Source organism: Streptomyces barringtoniae, assembly GCF_020819595.1.
Taxonomy (GTDB): Bacteria; Actinomycetota; Actinomycetes; order Streptomycetales; family Streptomycetaceae; genus Streptomyces; species Streptomyces barringtoniae.
Window position 1 is genome coordinate 177,436 of sequence record NZ_JAJHNP010000016.1, and the last position, 18,025, is coordinate 195,460.

Genomic DNA, 18,025 nt, shown 5'->3' on the forward strand with positions numbered 1-18,025 from the left:
GTGGGCGGGAAATAACCGGGGAACCTCTCCCCGTTTAGTCCTGTGTCCGAGCGAAACGGGGACTGCTTCCCCGGATCGCCCCCATCGATTCCGAGCCTCGATCCCGGGCCTCGCTTCCGAACCCCGTCCGGACCGCGCGTCCGGAACCGCGTCCACATCGCATCAGAGGAGTCCACCGTGCCGACCGCGACCACCCCCGTACTGCGCAAGGTGCCCCGGCCCCGCGCCGACGCCGTGCGCAACCGGGAGCGGATCGTCACCGCCGCCCGGGAGATGTTCGTCGAGCACGGCCCGGACGTGCCGCTCGACGAGATCGCCCGCCGGGCCGGTGTCGGCAACGCCACGGTGTACCGCAACTTCCCCGACCGCGAGGCCCTCGTCCGCGAGGTCGTCTGCTCCGTCATGGACCGGACGGCCGAGGCGGCCGAGGTGGCCCTCGCCGAGACCGGGGACGCCTTCGCCGCGCTGGAGCACTTCGTGCACGTCGCCGCCGACGAGCGGATCAGTGCGCTGTGCCCGATGATCTCCAGCACCTTCGACCAGTACCACCCCGACCTGGAGGCCTCCCGTGAGCGGGTCGAGCAGCTCGTCGAGGAGGTCATGGGCCGGGCCAAGGCGGCCGGGCAGCTGCGGCCCGACGTCGGCGTCGGCGACCTGTTGATCGTCGTGGCCCAGCTGAGCCGGCCCCCGGCCGGCACGGACTGCCTGCGCGGCGACCGTTTTGTCCACCGCCACCTTCAGTTGTTCCTCGACGGCCTGCGGGCGCCCGCCCGCTCCCCCCTGCCGGGCACGGCCGTGACCATCAAGGAGCTGCGCGAGTGCTGACCGATCACCTGCGCGAGTCCCTGGCCCATCAGACCGATGACCTGCGCGAGTCCCTGACCGATCAGACCGATCACTTGCGCGAGTCCTTGACCGATTAGTTCGGCTGCCGATCCCGGTCCATCCCTGCGGCTGCGTACGGCACGGCCGATTTATTGCACTCTTCCATCACTTTTCCTGTCACTTCCCGTCACTTTCCGTCACGAAGTCCCGAAGTGGGTACCTCCATGTCCGAAACAGCCCGCAAGGCTCCCGGCGCCACCGCGCCGACCGGCGCCGCCGCACGCGCCGGCGACGCCAACCGCTGGAAGGCGCTCGTGTTCATCGCGCTCGCCCAGCTGATGGTCGTCCTCGACGCCACCATCGTGAACATCGCCCTCCCCTCCGCCCAGAGCGACCTCGGCATATCCGACGGCAACCGGCAGTGGGTCGTCACGGCCTACGCACTCGCCTTCGGCGGTCTGCTGCTCTTCGGCGGCCGGATCGCCGACCTGTGGGGCCGCAAGCGCGCCTTCGTCACCGGTCTGGCCGGTTTCGCCGCCGCCTCCGCGCTCGGTGGTGCCGCCACCTCCGGGGCGATGATGTTCGGTGCCCGCGCCCTCCAGGGTGTCTTCGGCGCCCTGCTCGCCCCGGCCGCGCTGTCGCTGCTCGCCGTGATGTTCACCGACGCCAGGGAACGCGCCAAGGCGTTCGGCATCTACGGCGCCATCGCGGGCGGCGGCGGTGCCGTCGGCCTGATCCTCGGCGGTTTCCTCACCGAGTACCTGAACTGGCGCTGGACCTTCTTCGTGAACATCCCGTTCGCCATCGTCGCCGCGGCCGGCGCCTACTTCGTCATCCGTGAGCCCGAGGGCGGCCGTAACCGCAACCCGCTGGACATCCCGGGCGTCCTGCTGTCCACGCTCGGCCTGGTCGCGCTGGTGTACGGCTTCACGCGTGCCGAGTCCGACGGCTGGGGCGACGCGATCACCGTGTCCATGTTCATCGCGTCCGCGGTGCTGCTGCTCGCCTTCGTGGCGGTCGAGTCCCGGGTCAAGGCCCCGCTGCTGCCGCTGCGGGTGGTGACCGACCGCAACCGCGGCGGCATCTACCTCTCCCTCGGCCTCGCGATCATCGGCATGTTCGGCCTGTTCCTCTTCCTGACCTACTACCTCCAGGTCGTGAAGGGCTACTCGCCGGTCAAGACCGGCTTCGCGTTCCTGCCGATGATCGCGGGCATGATCACCGGTTCCACCCAGATCGGCGCCCGGCTGATGACGCGGATCCCGGCGCGGCGCCTGATGGGCCCCGGCTTCCTGGTCGCCGGCGTGGGCATGCTGCTGCTGACCCAGCTGGAGATCGGCTCCTCCTACCCCGCCCTGCTGCTGCCCGCGATGCTGCTCCTGGGTCTCGGCATGGGTACGGCGTTCATGCCGGCCATGTCCCTGGCCACCATGGGCGTCGAGCCCCGGGACGCCGGTGTCGCCTCCGCGATGGTCAACACCTCGCAGCAGGTGGGCGGCGCGATCGGCACCGCCCTGCTGAACACGATCGCCGCCTCCGCGACGACGTCGTACGTCAAGGACCACATCGCCGGTGCGACCGCCAAGCCGCAGCAGCAACTGGTCCAGCTGCAGGGCCTGGTGCACGGCTACACCGCGGCGATCTGGTTCGCCGTCGGCATCCTGGGCCTCGCCGCCCTGATCGCCTTCACCTTCGTCAACGCCGGCCGCCCGGGCACCACCGAGGTGATCTCCGGCGAGGGCGTCGAGGACGAGGTGCCGGTGCCGGTGGTGGCCCACTGACCGGCCGTACGGCACGTGGCCGTGCACTGATCCAGCGTGGCCGTGCGCTGATCTAGCGGAGCCAGGGCAGGTCCGCACCCGCTTCCTCGGGCTGGAGGCCCTCGGCGACGATCTCCATGATCGCGCCGAGGGCCTTCTGCTGTTCGGGGCTGAGCCGCTCGAACAGGGCCTGCCGTACGGCCGCCACATGGCCGGGCGCGGCGCGCGCCAGCACCTCGGCGCCCTCGTCGGTGAGCACCGCGAACTGGCCCCGCTTGTCGGAGGCGCAGTTCTCGCGGCGCACCCAGCCGTTCTTCTCCAGCCGCGCGATCGCGTGCGACAGCCGGGAGCGGGTGATCTTCGCCTGCATCGCCAGCTCGGTCATCCGCAGCCTTCGGCGCGGGGCCTCGGCGAGGCCGACGAGCAGGCCGTAGTAGATGTGCGGCATGCCCGCGTCGCGCTGCAACTGCCGGTCGAGGTGGTCCTCCAGCAGGGTGGTGGCGTGCAGATAGGCACGCCAGGTGCGCTGTTCCTCGTCGGTGAGCCAGCGGGGCCGTGCGGCGGAGTCGGATGCCGAGTTCATGTGTCCCACTGTACGAGGCAGCTCCTTGAAAGTTGAACAAGTCGGGCGTACGGTTGAGGGCAGAACTTGAGAGTTAAAGCAAACCTCGGTCCACGGGAGTCGCCGCCATGTCCACCAGCAGCCCGGAGCGCATGCCCGCCCTGTACCTCAGCCACGGCGCCCCGCCGCTCGCCGACGACCCCGTCTGGCCCGGCCAGCTCGCCGCCTGGTCCGCGGACCTGCCCCGGCCGAAGGCGATCCTGATGGTCTCCGCCCACTGGGAGGAGGCCCCGCTCGCGCTGGGCGCGGTGGAGACCGTCCCGCTCGTCTACGACTTCTGGGGCTTCCCCGAGCACTACTACCGGGTGCAGTACGCCGCCCCCGGCGCGCCTGGGCTCGCCGAGTCCGTCCGCAAGCTGCTGCGCGCCCCCGGCACCCCCGTCCAGGACATCCCCGACCGCGGCCTCGACCACGGGGCCTACGTCCCCCTCGTGGAGATGTTCCCCGCTGCCGACATCCCCGTCCTGCAGATATCCATGCCCACGCTGGACCCGGTGCGCCTGATGGACATCGGCCGCAGGCTCGCGCCGCTGCGCGACGAGGGCGTGCTGATCGTCGGCTCCGGCTTCTTCACCCACAACCTCGCCGCCCTGCGGTACGCGGGGCACGGCGTGCCCAGCTGGTCCTCCGAGTTCGACGACTGGGGCCGCCGCGCCCTGGAGGCCCGGGACTGGGACGCCCTGCTGGACTTCCTGGACAAGGCCCCGGCCGGCCGCTACGCCCACCCGCGCACCGAACACTTCGCCCCGCTCTTCGTCACCATGGGTGCGGCGGAGGCCGGGGGTGAGCTGGACGCGCAGAAGTCGGTGATCGACGGGTTCTGGATGGGAATGGCGAAGCGGTCCGTGCAGTTCGGATGAGGATGAGTGAGGGCGCTGTGGATCACAGCTCCTTCTCGTACCAGGCCACGTCCCAGTAGCGGCCGAACTTGCGGCCGACCTCGCGGTACGTGCCGACATGCCGGAAGCCGAAGCGGGCGTGCAGCCGCTCGGAGGCCTCGTTGGGCTGGGCGATCCCGGCGTAGGCGCGGTGCACGTCCTCGGCGCCCAGGGCCTTGAAGAGGGCGTCGTACAGGAGTGACCCGATCCCGCGACGCCCGGCGTCCGGGGCGACGTAGACCGAGACCTCCACGGACGTGACGTACGCGGGCTTCGGGCGGTAAGGGCTGGATGTGGCGTACCCCAGAATCTCCTGTGACTCCGCGTCCGTGGCAACCATCAGGCGGTGCGGGCCGTCTTCCGGGTGGGAGAGCAGCCAAGGGCGGCGCTCTTCCGGAGTGAAGATCGCGGTATCGAAAGTGATGGCCGTCTCGCGTACGTAGTGGTTGTAGATCGCCGTGAGGGCGTCGAGATCTCCCTCGGCTCCCGGCCTGACCTGCACCTCTGTACGTTCCGTCGGCATCCGGCCTCCCCGCGTGGCGGACAGGGTACTGCATGATCAGAAAAATTGGGGGACGGGTTGGGAATTCTGTCCGGATTCCAGTCGTTGTTTCCCACGGATGCAGGGCACTCGGAGAGAGTCGCCACAGACCCTCCCCCGATGCCGAGCGTTCAGCAGGACCACCCGCCAGCCCACCATCGCAAGGGAGCACGCATGGCAACCCGTGCCGTCGCCCGTCGTCAGTCCGCCACAGGCGAGACGGTCGACTCGGCAAGCAGTGTTCGCGCCCATGGCGGCGAGATCGCGGACCGCGACCTGGTCGGCATGTACCTCGATGAGATCGCGCGCACGCCGCTGCTCGACGCCGCCAAGGAGGTCGAGCTGTCCCAGACCATCGAGGCGGGTGTCTTCGCGCAGCAGATCCTCGACGGGGAGGAGGAGTCGGCCGCGGACGCCTCCCGCGAGGAGCTGGAGGCCCTGGTGGCCGCCGGTGAGCGGGCGAAGGACGTCTTCATCCGCTCCAACCTCCGCCTGGTCGTGGCGGTGGCCCGGCGCTACCCGCGCAGCGGTCTGCCCCTGCTCGACCTGATCCAGGAGGGCAACGCCGGCCTGGTGCGCGCGGTGGAGAAGTTCGACTACCGCAAGGGCTTCAAGTTCTCGACGTACGCCACCTGGTGGATCCGTCAGGCCATCACCCGGTCCATCGCCGACCAGTCCCGCACCATCCGGCTCCCCGTCCACCTGGTGGAGGAGCTGGGCCGTATCCGCCGTGTGCAGCGGGAGTTCAACCGTGAGCACGGCCGTGACCCGGAGCCCGCGGAGATCGCCGCGGAGCTGGGCGCCAGCCCGGAGCGCGTCATCGACGTCCTCGACTGGGCCCGCGACCCGGTCTCGCTGAACATGTCGGTGGACGACGAGGGCGAGACCCAGTTCGGCGACCTGCTGGAGGACACGTCCGCGATCTCGCCCGAGCAGTCGGTGCTCACCCTGCTCCGCAGCGAGGAACTGGACGACCTGATCGGCCGCCTGGACCAGCGCACGGCCTCCATCATCAAGATGCGGTACGGCATCGAGGACGGCCGCGAGCGCACCCTGACCGAGGTCGGCAAGGAGCACGGCCTGACCCGCGAACGCATCCGCCAGATCGAGAAGCACGCTCTGCTCGAACTGAAGAAGCTCGCCCGCCAGACGGGCTTCGACGCGGCGGCGTAAGGACGTTGCGGCGCGCCGGTGTCGGTGCGGGCTCCTGCCCGTGCCGTGCCGGCGCTGTGAGGGGGTGCCAGTGGGGTGAGGCGGGGCGCGGCGGTCGGCAACCTGTGGTGCCTGTGGGCGTACGGTGCCTGAGGGAGCGCACGCCGGTGGCGGAAGGCGGCGCAAACATGGCGCGGTCCCATCGCTTCAACTCCCGGGCCCGCGGGAACAACCCTTCCGGGCCCCACAGCAGCCAGGCCTCGTAACCGCACTCCCCACGCACCGCGCAGACGGGCCGACCCCACGCGCCCACCCGTACGACCCGAGCCACACAGCCAGGTCCCGACGCACATCCCCCCCGGCGCCGGGACCTTCCCAGCCGGGCTTCGGCACCCATCCCCCCCGGGCGCCGGAGCCCGGCTTCATCTGTGTCCGGGTGCGCCCGCGTCCGTATGTGCCTGACCGCAAGTGAGTTGCGGGTCCCCCGGACCGGGCACATCAACCGGCCATCCCTGTCCGAACGTTGTCATCAGGCCACCCACCGCGCGCGCAGCGCTGCGGCCGCCCAGTCGATCACCGGGGTCACCGGCTCGGGGGCCGGCCAGCCGTTGACGAGGGCCAGCAGGCGGAGGTAGGTGTCCCTGCGAGGTTCGCGCGCGGCTTCTAGGCGTTGGACCAGCCAAGCGTGCGGCTCGGCGAGGCCGGCGTGCCCGCAGGCGCGGGCGCACCGGGTGACGAGGGCCGCGACGACGGGGTCCGCTTCCGGTGCCTCGGGCCTGGTGCCGGAGGCCAGGGCGGGGTCCACGACATCCCGGGCGACAGCGACGACATCCGGCACGGGTGGCATGCCGACGCCACCCTCGGCCCCGCGCCGGTTTCCGGCCTGCTCCTGGACCAGGCGTCGTACGGCCGCACGGAACCCGTCGTCCAGCGACAGCTCGGCCAGCTCCCCCCACGCCGTCACCTGCTCCTCGGCGGGGTTGTCGGGCAACTCGGGGGTGAGAGAACGCCGAAGCCCGGCCTCGGCCGGGTGGGACGCGTCGGTGTGGGAGGGGCGGGGTGCCCCGGCCGGGGAGGGCTCGGGTGCTTCGGCCGGGGAGGGCCGGGGCGGTGCCTCGAAGACGGCGTCCAGGAAACCGTCGATCAGGCGTCGCCGTTCCGCTTCGGACAGGGTCGCCAACCGGTGCATGAGCTCCATCTCCTCGAAGGTCGGGTCACGCCTGGCCGCCACGGCGGACAGCACCGCCCGGCGCAGGCGCAGCACACTGATCTGCACGTCCAGTGCGGCAGCCTGCTCCGCCGCGACCCGGCCGAGGGAGAGCGGCCGGTCCACGATCCGCCGGATCACATCCAGGCCGAGGCCGAGTTCGCGCAGCGTCCGTACGAGCGCCAGCCGGGCGACCGCCTCGGGTCCGTAGCGGCGGTAACCGGCCGGGGTACGGCTCGCCGGCACCACGAGACCCTGATCCGAATAGAAGCGGATCGTCTTGACCGACAGCGCGGTACGCCGGGCCAGTTCACCGATCGAGTACGAGGTGCCGGAGTGCGAGGTGCCGGAGTACGAGGTGTCGCCGTGCGAGTGAGAGGTGCCGCCGTGCATGAGCCCACCTTCCGGTCTCCCCCTGCGGGAGACTCAAGTCTGCACGGGTGGTGGGCCGGTGGGCGCGCTCGGACATCCTGGAACGACGGCCCACCCCGTACCTGAACCCCGGGGTGGACCGTCGGATGGCAGATTCTGCCACATGGGCATAGCCTGCCGAGGTGAGCACCACCCCCGGCACCAACCCCAGTACCACTCCCGGCACCGCCCGCCAGCCGCCTTCCGCCTCCGCGCCGGTCTCACTGACCGAACGCCGGAAGGCCGAGACCCGCACGGAGATCGCCCGGGCGGCGGCCGCCCTGTTCGTCCGCCAGGGCCTGCGGGCGACCCGCGCCGAGGACATCGCACAGGCCGCCGGCATCGCGCCGCGCACCTTCTACCGCTACTTCGCCACCAAGGAGGAAGCGGTCGCCCCCCTCTACGGGGCGGGCGCCCAGCGCTGGACGGAAGCGGTCCGCTCGGCCCCGGCCCACCTCGGTGTTCCCGAGGCCCTGGAGCACGCCGTACGGCACACCCTCACCCCCGGCGCCGGTGTCTCGGCGGCGTCCTGGGAATGGGTCCGCACCCTGATCCGCCTGGCCGACGCCAGCCCCGCCCTGCGCAAGGTCTGGGCAGAGGTCTGCCAGGCGTCCGAGCAGACCCTGGCCGAGATCCTCGCGAACCGGATCGCCTCAACTGGCGCTTACGGGCACGGTGAGCACGACGGGCGCCGTGGTGGGCGCGACAACGTTGCCCCGGAACCCATACCCCCCGCACCGGTCACCCCCGACCTCCGTTTCGCCGCGGCCGTCGCCGGCGCCGCCGTCCGCGTGGCCGTGGAGTCCTGGGCCGCCACCTCCTCCCCGCCCATCGGTCCGGAAGGCCCCGCGAGCCTGGCGCTGCGCAACCTCGCGTCCCTGCGGGACTTCTGCTGGGGCAACGACGGAGACTAGGGCCTGTCGTCCCCGAACGGCCCTGCCTCGGCGACCTCCTCGAGTTCATCCACCCCCGGCCCGGCTCAGCCGACCGCCCAACTCGCGTATGTTTTGTGCCAGTTCGCTCGGCCCTCCTACCGTGAACTCGTACCCCGTCATCGCCAGCCGCACCGCCAGCCACTCCAGCGGATCACCGGAGGTACCCCGCAGCACACAACCGCCCTCGCCGTCGTCCTCCGGCACCCCGAGCCACGACGACAGGCGCGCGGAGACCTGTTCCGCCGGCGCGGCGAACCGCACCTCGAACTCGTACGTCTCCTGCCGCCGGTGGATGGACTGCCGCAGGTACTCCGCCGCGCTTCCGGTCGGCAACTCCCGTGGCGCGAAGCGGACTCCGGTCGCGAACGGCTCGCTGACCCGGTCCACCCGGAAGGTCCGCCAGTCGGCGCGGTCGAGGTCGTAGGCGACGAGGTACCAGCGGCGTCCGGTCGACACCAGCCGGTGCGGTTCGGTCAGCCGCCGTGACGCGCTGCCGTCCTTGGCGCGGTAGGCGAACCTCAGCCGCTCGTGCCCCGCCACCGTGGAGGCCATCACGGTCAGCGTCTCCGGCGCGATGGTCGGCCCGTCCCCGCTGGTCAGCGGTGTCGTCGCGGCCTGGAGCGTGGACACCCGGTGGCGCAGCCGGGCCGGCAGTACCTGCTCCAGCTTGGCCAGGGCCCGCACGGACGCCTCGTCCACGCCCTCCACCGCATGCCCGGCACCGGCCCGCAGCCCCACCGCGATCGCCACCGCCTCCTCGTCGTCCAGCACCAGCGGCGGCAGCGCCTTGCCGGCGACCAGCCGGTATCCGCCGTCGGCCCCTTTGCTGGCCTGCACGGGATATCCCAGCTCCCGCAACCGGTCGATGTCCCGCCGCACGGTACGCCGGGACACCCCGAGCCGCTCGGCCAGCTCACCGCCGGGCCACTCACGGGGGGTCTGGAGCAGGGAGAGGAGCTGCAACAGCCGGGCCGGGGTGTCTGTCGTCATGAGTACGAGGATGCCGCACAAGTAGGACATGATCTGACCTAATGGCCTCCTACCTTGAGCGCATGACCCACGGCGACGACAAGACACTCCAGGGGCGCGGAACCGCGTCGATCAGCGGCCCCGCCGCGGGGCGCGACAAGCCTCGGACGACCGGCACCCAGGAGACCGCACCCAGCCCCACGGCGCTGCACGAACCCACCTCCGACCGAACCCGCTGGCTGGCCCTGACCATCGTCATGGCCGCGGCCTTCATGGACCTGGTCGACGTGACGATCGTCAACATCGCCATCCCGTCCATAAAGCGGAGCGCCCACGCGTCGGTCAGCCAGATCCAGTGGATAACCGCCGGCTACGCCCTGGCCTTCGCCGCAGCTCTCATCACCGGCGGACGTCTCGGCGACATCCATGGCCGCAAACGGCTGTTCCTGATCGGTATCGGCGGCTTCACCCTCGCCTCCGCCCTGTGCGGCTTCGCCGCGAACCCGGAGATGCTGGTCGCCTCCCGCATCCTGCAGGGCGGTATGGCGGCGATGATGGTGCCGCAGGTGCTGTCGATCGTGCACGCCACCTTCCCGGCCCATGAACGCGGCAAGGTGTTCGGCCTGTTCGGCGCGGTCGTCGGCCTGGGCGCGGTCTCCGGACCGCTGCTCGGCGCTCTCCTGACGGAGTGGAACCTCTTCGGGCTCGAATGGCGGCCCATCTTCCTCATCAACCTCCCCGTCGGCATCCTGGCCTGGCTGCTCGGACGTCGATTCATCACCGAATCGAAGGCCCCCAAGGCGCTGAAGCTGGACCTCGTCGGTGTCGCCCTGGTCTCGCTGGGCCTGCTGATGCTGCTCTATCCGCTCACCCGCGGCCGTGAACTGGGCTGGCCGCTGTGGGGGTACCTCTGCATGGCCGGCGCGCTCGCCGTCTTCGCGGCGCTGGTGTCGTACGAAAAACGGAAGGCGGCCAGGGACGGTTCCCCGCTCGTCGAACTGTCCCTCTTCCGGGTGAAGAGCTTCGCCGCGGGCATCGCCGTGCAGACCGTTTTCGGGGTCGCGCTCGGCATCTTCTTCCTGGTCTGGACGCTGTACATGCAGATCGGCCTGGGCTGGAGCCCGCTGCGGGCCGGGCTGACCGGTGTGCCGTTCTCCCTCGCGGTGTCGACGGCGGCCGGGATGTCGGTGCAGAAGCTCGTTCCGAGGTTCGGGCGGAAGGTGCTCCAGGCGGGCGCGCTGGTCATGGCCGCGGGCGTGCTGCTCTACCTCTGGGAGGCGCACCGGTACGGCCTCGCCATCGCCTCCTGGCAGATGGCCCTGCCGCTGGTCGTGATGGGCGTCGGGATGGGGCTGATCGTCGCCCCGCTGACGGACGCGGTGCTGTCGGAGGTGCCGCGCGAGCACGCCGGGTCCGCGTCCGGGCTGATCAACACGGTGCAGCAGATGGGCAACGCGCTCGGCCTGGGGCTCGTGTCGGTGGTGTTCTTCGGTGAGATCGGCGACCGGCTGGCCCCGGCCCAGGTCGGCCCGGCCTTCGTGCACGCCTTCCAGCACGCCCTGTGGTGGGTCGCCGGGATCATGGGCGCGATCTTCCTGCTGATGTCCGCCCTGCCGAAGCGGCCGGCGCACCACGAGGAGGGCGCCGAAGCGGAGCTGCCCGCACTGGAGCGGGAACCGGAACTGGTGCCCTGACCAGGCACGAAGGGGCCCGGCACCGACAAGGGTGCCGGGCCCCTCTGCTGTCTTCGGGCACTTCGGAAGTCCGATCACGCCCGGTTGAAGTCCGAACCTGTTTACTTTGCAGAAATCCGGGCGTAGCCTCAGCTTGAAACCACACGTTCGGGCACCACTCGGAAGTGAACGGACAGTCAGACGGAGGCCAACGAGATGTACGCACCGGAACGGCAGCAGGAGATCCTCCGGCTCGCACGTGACGGCGGCCGGGTGGACGTGCTGTCGCTCGCCGAGGAGTTCCAGGTCACGGCGGAAACGATCCGCCGCGATCTGAAGGCCCTCGACCGCGCCGGCCTCGTCCGCCGGGTGCACGGCGGTGCCATCCCGGTCGGCCGCCTCGACTTCGAACCGGACCTCACCGAGCGCGAGTCCACCGCGGCCGACGAGAAGGACCGCATCGCCAAGGCCGCCCTCGGCGAACTGCCGACCGAGGGCACGATGATCCTCGACGCCGGTACGACGGTCGCCCGGGTCGCCGCCGCGATCCCGCTCGAGGCCACCCTGACCGTCGTCACGCACAGCCTGCCCATAGCCGCCCGCCTCGCCGACCATCCGGGCATCCAGCTCCACCTGGTCGGGGGGCGCGTACGGCACCGTACGCGCGCCGCCGTGGACGCCTGGGCGCTCCGCGCGTACGGCGAGATCCGCGCCGACGTGCTGTTCGTGGCGGCGAACGGCTTCTCCGCCGAGCACGGCCTGACCACCCCGGACCTCGCCGAGGCCGCGGTCAAGCGGGCCGCGGTCGCCGCCGCCCGGCGCGTGGTGCTGCTGGCCGACTCCGCCAAGCACGGCCAGGAGCACTTCGCCCGCTTCGGTGACCTGAGCGACGTGGACCTGTTGATCACCGACGACGGGCTGAGCCCGGAAGACGCCGCCGCGATCGAGCGCGGCGGCACGGAAGTGGTGCGCGCATGATCCTCACCGTCACCCCCAACCCCTCCCTCGACCGCACCTACGAGGTCCAGGCCCTGAAGCGCGGCGAGGTCATCCGTGCCGAGACCGAGCGCATGGACCCCGGCGGCAAGGGCGTGAACGTCTCGCGCGCCGTCGCGGCCGGCGGCCGGCGCACGGTCGCCGTTCTGCCCCTGGGTGGTGCGCCGGGGGCGCTCATCGCCGACCTGCTCGACGCGCAGGGCATCGAGGTCGCGCCGGTCCCGATCGCCGGAGCCACCCGCTCGAACATCGCGCTCGCGGAGTCGGACGGGGTGCTCACGAAGATCAACGCGCCGGGTCCCGAGCTCTCGGAGTCCGAGCAGGAGCTCCTCCTGGACACCGTGCGCGAGCAGTCCCGCGACGCCGACTGGATCGCGTGCTGCGGCAGCCTGCCCCGGGGGCTCGCGCCCTCGTGGTACGCCGACGTCGTCACGCGGGCGCACGCTGGGGGCGCGCGTATCGCGCTGGACACCTCGGGGCGTGCGCTGCTGGAGGCGCTGCGCGCGCGGCCCGACGTGGTGAAGCCGAACGCCGAGGAACTCGCGGAAGCCGTCGGGCGCCCCCTGGCGACCGTGGGCGACGCGCTGAAGGCGGCCGAGGAGGTGCGCGGCATGGGCGCGCGCGCCGTGCTCGCGAGCCTCGGCGCCGACGGGCAACTCCTCGTGGAGGACTCCGGCGCATGGTTCGCCACCGCGCGCGTGGACACCGTCCGCAGCAACGTCGGCGCCGGCGACTCCTCCCTCGCCGGTTTCCTGATCGCCGGCGGCAGCGGCCCCGAGGCCCTCGCCTCCGCCGTCGCCCACGGCGCCGCCGCCGTCCAGCTCCCCGGCAGCGTCATGCCGACCCCCGCCGACCTGGATCCGTCGGCGGTGACCGTCACGGCCGAGATCCCGCTCGACCGCGAACTGACGGAGCCGGTGTCATGAACGCCTTCGCGCTCCGCGGCCCCCGCCCCGGCACCCGGCGGCAGGGCGCTTGCACCGCGTCCGCACCCCAGGACGCGCCCACCCGGCCTGCCCCGAAGCGGCGAGGCTCCCCGTTACCGGCCGCTGTCCCCGGCGGCGCGGCCGGCCCAGCCGCCGTACCGCCCCCGGGAGGCAGGGTTTCCCCGGCTCCGCCTCCCGCACCACCTCATCCCCCCACCGCACCCCGTCCCCTTTTCGCCCACCCCTCTCCCCGGGCGATACGCGTGCATAGGAGCCCGCGATGAGCGACATGATCACCGCGGACCTGGTCGATCTCGACCTGTCCGCCGACACCAAGGAAGCGGCGGCGCGCGCCCTCGCCGAGCGCATGGTGGCCCAGGGCCGGGTGACCGACCTGGGGGGCTTCCTCGCCGACGTGGCCGCCCGTGAGGCGCAGATGCCGACCGGCCTCGACGGCGGCATCGGCATCCCGCACTGCCGCAGCGCCCATGTCACCGAGCCGAGCCTCGCCTTCGGCCGCAGCGCCGCGGGCATCGACTTCGGCGCCGCGGACGGCCCGGCCGACCTGATCTTCCTGATCGCGGCCCCGGCCGGTGCCGACGACGCCCACCTCACGATCCTCTCCGCACTGGCCCGCCAGCTGATGAACACCGACTTCACCTCGGCGCTGCGTGCGGTGGCCGACGCGGAGACGGCGGCGGCGCTGATCCGCGGGGACGAGACGCCGAGTACGGCGCAGGCGCCGGCGTCTTCCGAGGAGAGCACGGGCGTGAGCGAGGGCGCGGGCGCCGCTCAGGGGGCCGTGGGCGCCGCAGGCGCTGCGAGCGCCGTGGGCGCCGCGGGCGCATCCGAAGACTCCGCTGCGGCGTCGGTGGCGGCCTCCGCCGACGCCGCAGCGGGCACCACGGCGCAGACGCCGGGCGCATCCGCCCCGGCGCAGACGACCCCCGCGGGCGCCGGCTCCGCTGCGGACACCGGCGAACGCCCCTTCCGTATCGTCGCCGTCACCTCCTGCCCGACCGGCATCGCGCACACCTACATGGCGGCCGAGTCCCTGGAGAACGCGGGACGCGAGGCGGGCGTCGAACTCGTCGTCGAGACACAGGGCTCGGCCGGCTTCACCCGGCTGGACCCGGCGGTGATCGCGGCGGCGGACGCCGTGATCTTCGCGCACGACGTCCCCGTACGCGACAAGGACCGCTTCGCCGGCAAGCCGACCGTCGACGTCGGAGTGAAGGCGGGCATCAACCGCCCCGTGGAACTCATCACGGAGGTGCGCGCGAAGGCGGCGCGCGGCGAGAGGAGCGCACCGGCGCCCGCGGCGGGCGGTACGCCGGTCGAGCGCGCGGGCGACTCCACCGAGGGCTACGGCACCAGGCTCCGCAAGTGGCTGATGAGCGGCGTGAGCTACATGGTTCCGTTCGTCGCCGCGGGCGGCCTCCTCATCGCCCTGGGCTTCGCGATCGGCGGCTACAAGATCAACAAGGCGCCGTCGGTGATGGACCACTTCGTGTGGACCCAGGCCGACAGCTGGGGCGCCCTGCTGTTCCAGATCGGCGCCGTGGCCTTCGGCTTCCTGGTCCCGGTCCTGGCCGGCTACATCGCCTACGGCATGGCCGACCGGCCCGGCCTGGTTCCCGGCTTCGTCGGCGGCGCGATCTCGCTGACCATCAACGCGGGCTTCCTCGGCGGCCTCGCGGCCGGTCTGATCGCCGGTGGCGTGGTGATGGCCATCCAGAGGGTGCGGATCCCCCCGGCGTTGCGCGGCATCATGCCGGTGGTGGTGATCCCGCTGATCTCCTCGGCGATCGTCGGATTCCTGATGTTCGTCGTCATCGGCAAGCCCATCGCCAGCGCCCAGAAGGGTCTCACCGACTGGCTGAACGGCCTCACCGGCACCAACGCGGTCCTGCTCGGCGCCCTGCTCGGCCTGATGATGTGCTTCGACCTCGGCGGCCCGGTCAACAAGGTCGCCTACACCTTCGCCACCGCCGGTATCGCGGTCTCCAACCCCAGCGACTCCGCGATGAAGATCATGGCCGCCGTGATGGCGGCCGGCATGGTCCCGCCGCTGGCGATGGCCCTCGCCACCACCGTGCGCGGCAGGCTGTTCACACAGACCGAGCGCGAGAACGGCAAGGCCGCCTGGGTCCTGGGCGCCTCCTTCATCTCCGAGGGCGCCATCCCGTTCGCGGCGGCCGACCCGCTGCGCGTGATCCCCTCGTCGATGGTCGGCGGCGCACTCACCGGCGCCCTGTCGATGGCCTTCGGCGCCACGCTGCGCGCCCCGCACGGCGGCATCTTCGTGATCCCGCTGATCGGCAACCCGTTCCTCTACCTCATCGCCATCGCGGCCGGTGTCTGCGCCACCACGGCCCTGGTCGTCCTCCTCAAGGGCATGCGCAAGCAGACCCCGGAGACCACGGCCGCCGACCCCGCCACGAACGAGACCACCACGACCAAGAAGACCAAGCAGCCCGTGGCGGCCTGAGCACCGCACCACCTCCGCCACGCCTTGTCCCTTTGGCACGCTGTGAGTTGTTCACGGCACCTGCGAGATACGTCACGGTCCGGGACCAAAGTCCCGGACTGTGGTGTGTACTGGGGCGTATGCCAGAGCATGTCTCGACTCTCCAGTTGGCCGGCGCGGCCGTCCTCGCCCTGGCCGGCGTGGCGTGGGCGATCGGCGTCATACGCCTGCTGCGCCGCTTCCGCGCGGAGGCCCTGCGAGAGCTCCGGGCTGCTCACCTCCCCTTCCTCCCGTCCCAGCCGCAGGCCGGCCCCGCGCTGGAGAAGGTGGATCTGACCCCCGCGGAACAGGACGCCTTCGCCGGGCTGATACGGCGCCTCGGCGATCACTGACCGGACGAGCGCCGGCACCCGCCCCCTCGGCGCGCGCTACGCCCGGCGCGCCGCGCGCCGCTCCATGGCGTCCCGGGCCGCGTCCTCCGACATGTACACCTCGCACATGTGCCGCCCGTCCGGCGTCGCCGTGTGCTCGACCTCCCACAGGGAGACCTCGCCGCCGTCCGGCAGCAGGAACGCGTGCTCGTACAGCGCGTAGCTCAGTCCCGCGCGCCCGGCGCGCCCCGGGCGCCCGAACGCCTGCGTGATCTCGTGCGCCGTCGCCGTCGCCAGCAGCGCCGCCGTCTTTGCGCCGGGCCGGTCCGGGTTCTCCGCGCGGCGCAGAAGCCGGCGCGCGTGGTCCGCCGAGCCGTCGGAGGCGAACACGTGCCGGGGTTCCGGGATCGCCCACAGCCGACTCAGTGCGGGCAGCTCGAACTCCGGCGTCTCCGGCGGCATCCCGAGCCGAGCCGTGGCCGTCTGCAGTTCCTCCTCGTCGGCGTACACCTCGCTCTCCGGGGCGCCGCCCGGCGTGGGGTTGTGCACGAGCTCCCACAGCGTGACGGCGGAGCCGTCGGCGAGCAGCCAGGTGTGCCGGTACGTCTCCCGGTGCCGCCCCGCGCTGTGATACGCGGAGTGCAGCGAACTGTCGTGCGCCAGCGCGCAGTCGAGCTGCCATATGACCTCGTCGGGCAGCTCGAAGGAGTTCAGGGCACGGCCGAGGAGTCGCTCGAGATGCTCCTCGGGAGACTCGGGCGACTCGGCTGGTTCGTACGCTGCCGTCTCGTACGGAACGCTCAAGGCATCTCCCGGCGTTGCTGCATGTCACCTTGTGGGTGCATACCGTAGCCCCTCGGCCGGACATCATGTCCGGGAACCGAGAAAACGTACGCCGGGAAAACGCGCGGGCCGCGCGAGAAGTTCCCGCACGGCCCCACGTGGAGTCAAAAACTGCCGCTCAGGCGGCACTTCCAGCGGTCCAGGCGCTCCACGACATGTTCCAGCCGTTGAGCCCGTTGTCCGGAGCCACCGTCGTGTCCGGGGAGTTCTTCACGATGACGACGTCCCCTACGAGCGTGTTGTCGTAGAACCACCTCGCGGGCGTGGCGCCCTGGGCGCCCTGTACGTCGGCCATGCCGACGCAGCCGTGGCTGGTGCCCTCGCGGCCGAAGGGCGGGTTGCCCTGGTTGTACCAGTAGTTGCCGTGGATGAAGGTGCCGGAGTCCGTCAGGCGCATCGCGTGCGGTACGTCCGGGATGTTGTACTCGCCGCCGAGGCCGACCGTCCGGCTGTCCATGCGGGTCTGCGTGAACTTCTCGGAGATCACCATCTGCCCGTTGTAGGTGGTGTGCTGCGGGCTACCGGTGGAGATCGGGATCGTCTTGACGGTCTTGCCGTCCCGTACGACGGTCATGGTCTGGGTGTTGGCGTCGACCGTGGAGACCTGCGACCGCCCGATGGTGAAGGAGACGGTCTTCTTCTGCACCCCGTAGACGCCCTTCGCGGCCTGGACGCCGTCCAGGGAGATCCGCATCGTGACCCTGGAGCCGGCCTTCCAGTAGTCCTGCGGCCGGAAGTCCAGCCGCCGGTCCCCGAACCAGTGGCCGACCACCTGCTGGCCACTGCTGGAGTTGACCGTGATGTGCGACTGCACGGCCTTCTTGTCGGTGATCGACTTGTCGAACGTGAACGACACCGGCATGCCCACCCCGACCGTGCTGCCGTTGTCCGGCGTGTAGGTGCCGATGAAGCTGTTCGCCGTCGTCACCGTGGTGAAGATGGAGTTGGCCGCCGCGGTGCGCCCGTCGGCGTCCTTCGCGGTCGCGTCGATCTCGTACTTCGTTCCGCGCTCCAGCTGCTGCTTCGGCTTCCAGCTGCCGCCGTCCGCCGATATCGCGCCGGCCACGGTCTGCCCCGTCCCCGACACGGTCATCTTCACGTCGGTCAGCTTGCCGCCGCTGACCTTCACGCCGGTCGCGTTGATGGACGCGCCGGTCGAACCGTCCTTGGCCGAGATCGCGATCTTCGCCGTGGACGTCTTGGGAGAGTTCTTGCCGTCCTTGCCGTCGCCGGTGGCGTTGGCGCTGCCGCCGCAGGCGGTCAGGGTGAGGCTGCCGACCATCAGGGCGGCACAGGCCCCCAGTACGCGCCGCGCTGCAATGTCCGGCGTTGTCACAGGCTGCTCCAGGTTCGTGTGATGTGCGTGATCCGTTCCCATGCGTGAAGAAAGAGGGCACCGGCGCCGGGGAAGGTTCCCTCCAGATCCGCATGAACGCCATCACGTGA

Annotated in this window: 16 protein-coding genes; 10 read left to right on the plus strand and 6 right to left on the minus strand. The window is 71.4% G+C overall.

The window, feature by feature from the left end:
- Positions 1-177: 177 nt before the first annotated feature.
- Entirely contained in the window at positions 178-825 is a 648-nt protein-coding gene (locus LMU33_RS27410; protein ID WP_228623275.1) for a TetR/AcrR family transcriptional regulator, read from the plus strand.
- 224 nt (positions 826-1,049) lie between these two features.
- Complete coding sequence (locus LMU33_RS27415) at positions 1,050-2,606, plus strand: MFS transporter (protein ID WP_228623276.1); 1,557 nt, start codon at positions 1,050-1,052, stop codon at positions 2,604-2,606.
- A 52-nt stretch (positions 2,607-2,658) separates the two neighbouring features.
- Here the strand turns inward: LMU33_RS27415 and LMU33_RS27420 are convergent, their stop codons facing one another.
- On the minus strand, positions 2,659-3,168 hold the full coding sequence (locus tag LMU33_RS27420; RefSeq protein WP_228623277.1) for a MarR family winged helix-turn-helix transcriptional regulator: 510 nt from the start codon (positions 3,166-3,168) through the stop codon (positions 2,659-2,661).
- Positions 3,169-3,275: 107 nt separating this feature from the next.
- On the opposite strand from LMU33_RS27420, the gene LMU33_RS27425 reads away from it, so the two are divergent.
- On the plus strand, positions 3,276-4,067 hold the full coding sequence (locus LMU33_RS27425; RefSeq protein WP_228623278.1) for a dioxygenase family protein: 792 nt from the start codon (positions 3,276-3,278) through the stop codon (positions 4,065-4,067).
- A 22-nt stretch (positions 4,068-4,089) separates the two neighbouring features.
- On the opposite strand, the gene LMU33_RS27430 is transcribed toward LMU33_RS27425, so the two are convergent.
- Positions 4,090-4,608, minus strand: a complete 519-nt coding sequence (locus LMU33_RS27430; RefSeq protein ID WP_228623279.1) for a GNAT family N-acetyltransferase — start codon at positions 4,606-4,608, stop codon at positions 4,090-4,092.
- Positions 4,609-4,800: 192 nt separating this feature from the next.
- Here LMU33_RS27430 and LMU33_RS27435 point away from each other — a divergent pair, with 192 nt between their 5' ends.
- The gene (locus LMU33_RS27435; RefSeq protein ID WP_228623280.1) at positions 4,801-5,799 is read left to right on the plus strand and encodes a sigma-70 family RNA polymerase sigma factor; all 999 of its coding nucleotides are present in this window, start codon (positions 4,801-4,803) and stop codon (positions 5,797-5,799) included.
- A 508-nt stretch (positions 5,800-6,307) separates the two neighbouring features.
- Here LMU33_RS27435 and LMU33_RS27440 read toward each other — a convergent pair.
- Entirely contained in the window at positions 6,308-7,378 is a 1,071-nt protein-coding gene (locus LMU33_RS27440; protein WP_228623281.1) for a MerR family transcriptional regulator, read from the minus strand.
- Between the two features lie 161 nt (positions 7,379-7,539).
- On the opposite strand from LMU33_RS27440, the gene LMU33_RS27445 reads away from it, so the two are divergent.
- Complete coding sequence (locus LMU33_RS27445; RefSeq protein ID WP_372478062.1) at positions 7,540-8,310, plus strand: TetR/AcrR family transcriptional regulator; 771 nt, start codon at positions 7,540-7,542, stop codon at positions 8,308-8,310.
- Positions 8,311-8,355: 45 nt separating this feature from the next.
- Here the strand turns inward: LMU33_RS27445 and LMU33_RS27450 are convergent, their stop codons facing one another.
- Entirely contained in the window at positions 8,356-9,321 is a 966-nt protein-coding gene (locus tag LMU33_RS27450) for a helix-turn-helix transcriptional regulator (protein ID WP_228623282.1), read from the minus strand.
- A gap of 236 nt (positions 9,322-9,557) precedes the next feature.
- On the opposite strand from LMU33_RS27450, the gene LMU33_RS27455 reads away from it, so the two are divergent.
- The 5 genes from LMU33_RS27455 to LMU33_RS27475 all read left to right on the plus strand — a co-directional run bounded on the left by LMU33_RS27455 (position 9,558) and on the right by LMU33_RS27475 (position 15,757).
- Positions 9,558-10,994, plus strand: coding sequence for an MFS transporter (locus tag LMU33_RS27455; protein ID WP_228623309.1), 1,437 nt, complete (start codon positions 9,558-9,560; stop codon positions 10,992-10,994).
- 195 nt (positions 10,995-11,189) lie between these two features.
- Positions 11,190-11,951, plus strand: coding sequence for a DeoR/GlpR family DNA-binding transcription regulator (locus tag LMU33_RS27460; RefSeq protein ID WP_228623283.1), 762 nt, complete (start codon positions 11,190-11,192; stop codon positions 11,949-11,951).
- Positions 11,948-12,895, plus strand: coding sequence for a 1-phosphofructokinase (pfkB, locus tag LMU33_RS27465; RefSeq protein WP_228623284.1), 948 nt, complete (start codon positions 11,948-11,950; stop codon positions 12,893-12,895). Before LMU33_RS27460 ends, pfkB begins: the two co-directional genes overlap by 4 nt.
- Before the next feature lie 280 nt (positions 12,896-13,175).
- On the plus strand, positions 13,176-15,386 hold the full coding sequence (locus tag LMU33_RS27470; protein WP_228623285.1) for a PTS fructose transporter subunit IIABC: 2,211 nt from the start codon (positions 13,176-13,178) through the stop codon (positions 15,384-15,386).
- 119 nt (positions 15,387-15,505) lie between these two features.
- Entirely contained in the window at positions 15,506-15,757 is a 252-nt protein-coding gene (locus tag LMU33_RS27475) for a hypothetical protein (RefSeq protein WP_228623286.1), read from the plus strand.
- Between the two features lie 36 nt (positions 15,758-15,793).
- Here LMU33_RS27475 and LMU33_RS27480 read toward each other — a convergent pair whose 3' ends face one another.
- Both LMU33_RS27480 and LMU33_RS27485 read right to left on the minus strand, forming a co-directional pair.
- Positions 15,794-16,540: a DUF6227 family protein gene (locus LMU33_RS27480; RefSeq protein WP_228623287.1), complete on the minus strand. Its 747-nt coding sequence runs from the start codon at positions 16,538-16,540 to the stop codon at positions 15,794-15,796.
- A 157-nt stretch (positions 16,541-16,697) separates the two neighbouring features.
- Positions 16,698-17,915 (minus strand): L,D-transpeptidase, encoded by a 1,218-nt coding sequence (locus LMU33_RS27485; protein WP_228623288.1) that lies wholly within the window; start codon positions 17,913-17,915, stop codon positions 16,698-16,700.
- Positions 17,916-18,025 lie beyond the last annotated feature (110 nt).